The sequence below is a fragment of the Streptomyces sp. MMG1121 genome (genome assembly GCF_001280015.1).
In the GTDB taxonomy this organism is placed as follows: domain Bacteria; phylum Actinomycetota; class Actinomycetes; order Streptomycetales; family Streptomycetaceae; genus Streptomyces.
The window spans coordinates 1-3,450 of record NZ_LGDV01000014.1; the positions used below are offsets into that span (position 1 = coordinate 1).

Sequence of the window (3,450 nt, forward strand, 5' to 3'; positions counted from 1 at the left end):
TCGCTCGGCGTCAAGCTCACCACGCTGCGCCCGGAGCAGGCCGCGTACATCGGCGTCGAGGTCGACGGCCCGTACAAGCCGGACCACTACCGCTACTGAGCCGGCGGTTCCCTGGTCCCGCCCGCCGGGGAGCGCGCCGGTGCACCACCGCGCTCCCCGACAGCAGGTCCTCCGAGGCAGGCCCCCGCACCCCCGTGCCGGGGGCCTGCCTCTTTCTCCGGCCGCGCGAACCGGCCGCGGCCGGACGCACCCGCGGCGACCGCCCGACTTCTGCGGTCAGCCCGCCCGGACCGTCAGCCCGTCAATCCCCAGGACCCCCATGCCCCGCGGCCGTTATTCGCTCCACGATCCGCACGATCACACCCCCTTCGCAGAAGAACACTTCCAATGCGCCCCCGGTCCGTCCGGCTGGCGCTACGTCTCCCGGCTGACCAGCCCCGCCGGAGACCACCGCGGCTCGGTCGATCTCGCCCTGGACGACCTCGGCCGCCCCATCCGCCTCGAACTGCACGCGGGAGGCTGGCAGGTACGCGGCGCCGCCCTCGACGGCGTCACCTGGGTCCGCACCGACCCCACCGGAACCCATGCCACCGAAGGCAATGTGCGCGCCCACGCCTTCACCGGCACGTCCCCCGCGTTCCTCATCGCCACCGCTCGTCTCCTGCGCCTCACCCCCTCGTCCGCCGCGACCCGCGTACGCCTGGTCGCCTTCACGGATCCGGTCCTCGCCCCCCGCACCGTGGACCAGTCCTGGGCCTTGGTGAACAGCGAAGCACACGCCACTGACAAAGGCCCCCTGACCGTGGACGAATACCAGGTCACAGCCCTGGACACCGGTGAACGGCACAGCGTCCACATCGCCGGCGACGTGGTCCTGACCGCGCCCGGGATCGAACTGGAGGACCTCGAGTCACCGCCGTCGACGTTCGACTGAACGCGGAGAGACCCGGGCGCAGAGAAGGCGATCGCCGCGAACTCCTCGGACCCCCGCTCTACGCAGGCGGGGCGAATCCGGTGGACGGTCGGTCGGCCGACGACTCGTCCCGCGGCGGCGCGGCCGACGGCACGACAGGAGCCTGCGGCCGCCCAGCCCAGTCCTGCGGCCCGGTCGGCTGAGCGGCGTACCGAGGCCGGCCCTCCGCAGGAACGGGCGGCTGATAGCCGGCCTGCGCGGCCGCAGCCCCGGGCCGGGTAGCCGGCGGGGCGAAACCTCCGGCGCCGAACGCCTGCCGGGCCTCACGCGACTGCCGCTCGTGCACCACGGCCGCGAGAAAAGCGGCCGGCGGCAGATCCTGCGGCACCGACGCGCCCGTACGCTCCCCGAGGTCGGCCGCGAGCCGTTGCGCCATACCCACGGAAACCCGCGGATCGAGCTGAGGCATCCGCGTCAGGTACTGCCGCACGGCGAGCCACAGCCCGTCCGGCACCGCCGACAGGTCCAGCCCGGCGAACCGTCCCGCGAGCCATGGCGGCGGGGGCGGCACGAAACCGGCCTGACCGGTGGGTATCCGCTCACGCACCACCAGCGTGCCCGCGAACACATCGCCGAGCCGTCGGCCCCGCGCGGACACCAGCGAGGCGATGCAGGCCACCACGCCGAACGTCAGCAGGATCTCGACCACACCGATCGCACCCCGCACCAGCGCATGCCGGAACCGGATCGGCCCACCGTCGTCCCGCACCACCCGGAGCCCGAACGCCAGCTTCCCCAGCGAACGCCCATGACTCAGCGTCTCCACCGCGATCGGCCCGCCGACCAGCACCAGCAAGAACGTCGCGATCGACAGCGCCACCTGCGCGGCCCCGTCCAAAGAAGCCGTCGACACCACCAGCACCACGGTGACGACGGTGTACGCGATCACGGCCACCATCAGGTCGAGCAACACGGCCAGTGCCCTGCTCGGCAGCTTCGCCGGCCGCAGTTCGAGCGCCACCGCCTCGCCCGTCACCAGCTCACTCACGCCCGCCGCCCTTCCTGATCTGCCCTCGGTACCGCAAGTCTGCCAAGCTGTGGGCGCATCGCGCCGCAGTACGACAACCTGACAGCAAACGCGAGCATCCACGACGAGCGGACGAGCTGTCGACGACCAGCCGAGGAGCAGGCAGACCCGATGGACCTGGACGTCTTCGTCTCCGCACACCGAGCTGAATGGGACCGCCTCGACGCCCTGCTCCGCCGTCGGCGCCGCCTCAACGGCGCCGAAGCCGACGAACTCGTCACGCTCTACCAGCGCACCGCCACTCACCTCTCCCTCATCCAGTCCAGCGCCCCGGACCCGCAGCTGACGGGACGGCTGAGTCAGCTGGTGGCACGCGCGCGTAGCGCTGTCACAGGCACCCGCCGCGCCTCATGGCGTGACGTCACACGCTTCCTGGGCCAGGGCTTTCCTGCCGCGGTCTATCGCGCACGCCACTGGTGGGTACCCACGGCACTGGTCTCCACGGTCGTCGCGATCCTCCTGGGCTGGTGGATCGGCTCCCACCCGGACGTGCAGTCGTCCATCGCGGCACCCAGCCAACTGCGCGACCTGACCCGCCCAGGCGGCGAGTACGAGACGTACTACTCCAGCCACCCCGCGGCCGCCTTCGCCGCCCAGGTGTGGACGAACAATGCCCAGGCAGCCGCGATGTGCCTGGTCCTGGGTGTCTTCCTGGGCCTGCCTGTCCTGTGGATCCTGTTCGAGAACATGCTGAATCTAGGCGTGGGATTCGGCCTGATGTCCTCTGCCGGCCGACTCGGCACATTCCTCGGACTGGTCCTCCCGCACGGCCTGCTCGAACTGACCGCCGTATTCGTCGCCGCCGGCACGGGACTGCGCCTGGGCTGGACCCTCATAGACCCCGGCCCCCGCACCCGGCGCATCGCTCTCGCCGAGGAGGGAAGGGCAGCGGTGGGCATGGCGATAGGCCTCGCCCTCGTTCTCTTCGTCTCCGGCGCCATCGAAGGCTTCGTCACCCCTTCCGGCCTGCCCACCTGGGCGCGAATAGGCATAGGCGTCGTGGCCGAGCTGGCATTCCTGACGTACGTCTATGTCCTGGGCGGCCGAGCGGTACGCGCCGGCGAGACAGGTGACCTCGACGCGACGGACCGCAGCGCCACCGTCCCCACCGCTGCCTGATGTGCGTTCGACCCCTGTGAGCTGCTAGTCTCCTCTTCGCCCCACAAGACCCGTTGACACGGATGGCGTGGGGAGGTAGATTCAAACGGTTGCCTGGAACTGGACAAGTTCGGCGGCGAACGATAGAATCTACGAGCTTCCTCAAGAAGATGTCAGAAACGGCATCTCGAAGAAGCGCCTCCGATTACTCAGAAATGAGCGGCCGGTCAGACCGGCCAAGAACTTCTGATAAAGTCGGAACCGCCGGAAAGGGAAACGCGAGAGCGGGAACCTGGAAAGCACCGAGGAAATCGGATCGAGAAAAGATCTGATAGAGTCGGAAACACCGAAG

5 protein-coding genes are annotated in these 3,450 nt (G+C 69.9%); 3 read left to right on the forward strand and 2 right to left on the reverse strand.

The features are described 5' to 3' along the window. Together ADK64_RS42420 and ADK64_RS03890 are read left to right on the forward strand one after the other, a co-directional pair. Nucleotides 1-99: adenosylhomocysteinase (locus tag ADK64_RS42420; RefSeq protein WP_159046155.1), on the forward strand; the 99-nt coding region annotated here is incomplete at its 5' end. 220 nt (nucleotides 100-319) lie between these two features. Further along, the gene (locus tag ADK64_RS03890; RefSeq protein ID WP_053654807.1) at nucleotides 320-934 is read left to right on the forward strand and encodes a hypothetical protein; all 615 of its coding nucleotides are present in this window, start codon (nucleotides 320-322) and stop codon (nucleotides 932-934) included. 58 nt (nucleotides 935-992) lie between these two features. Here the strand turns inward: ADK64_RS03890 and ADK64_RS03895 are convergent, their stop codons facing one another. Next, nucleotides 993-1,961 carry an RDD family protein gene (locus ADK64_RS03895; protein ID WP_199829476.1) on the reverse strand — a complete coding sequence of 323 codons (969 nt, stop codon included), beginning with the start codon at nucleotides 1,959-1,961 and terminating at the stop codon, nucleotides 993-995. Between the two features lie 150 nt (nucleotides 1,962-2,111). Here ADK64_RS03895 and ADK64_RS03900 point away from each other — a divergent pair, with 150 nt between their 5' ends. Then, a complete protein-coding gene (locus ADK64_RS03900; RefSeq protein WP_053654809.1) occupies nucleotides 2,112-3,119 on the forward strand; it encodes a stage II sporulation protein M in 1,008 nt (335 codons plus the stop codon). A gap of 141 nt (nucleotides 3,120-3,260) precedes the next feature. On the opposite strand, the gene ADK64_RS46950 is transcribed toward ADK64_RS03900, so the two are convergent. Then, on the reverse strand, nucleotides 3,261-3,450 hold a 190-nt coding region (locus tag ADK64_RS46950; RefSeq protein WP_234384451.1), incomplete at its 5' end, for a hypothetical protein.

Coding starts and splice junctions, on each gene's coding strand:
- ADK64_RS03900 (WP_053654809.1), top strand. CDS start 2,112: ATGGACCTGGACGTCTTCGTCTCCGCACACCGAGCTGAATGGGACCGC.
- ADK64_RS03890 (WP_053654807.1), top strand. CDS start 320: ATGCCCCGCGGCCGTTATTCGCTCCACGATCCGCACGATCACACCCCC.